The 277-nt window shown below is 54.9% G+C and carries 1 tRNA gene; it reads left to right on the plus strand.

The window, feature by feature from the left end:
- A tRNA-Ile gene (locus tag FS690_RS18245) sits at nt 1-77 on the plus strand.
- Nucleotides 78-277: the final 200 nt, after the last annotated feature.

Below are 277 nucleotides of genomic sequence, written 5' to 3' on the forward strand. Positions count from 1 at the left end.
AGGCTTGTAGCTCAGGTGGTTAGAGCGCACCCCTGATAAGGGTGAGGTCGGTGGTTCAAGTCCACTCAGGCCTACCAGATTTGTCTCATGCTGCGTTATGTCTCCGGCTCGCATAGTTCACTATGCTTCGCGGAAACATGCCTTGCCTGAGCCAAATCAACGTTTCTCCCTGGAGAGAAGTTGAGTGGTAGTAGATGGTCTCTGCAGTGACTGTATGGGGCTATAGCTCAGCTGGGAGAGCGCCTGCCTTGCACGCAGGAGGTCAGCGGTTCGATCC

Source organism: Pantoea sp. PSNIH1 (genome assembly GCF_007680655.1).
In the GTDB taxonomy this organism is placed as follows: Bacteria; Pseudomonadota; Gammaproteobacteria; order Enterobacterales; family Enterobacteriaceae; genus Pantoea; species Pantoea eucrina.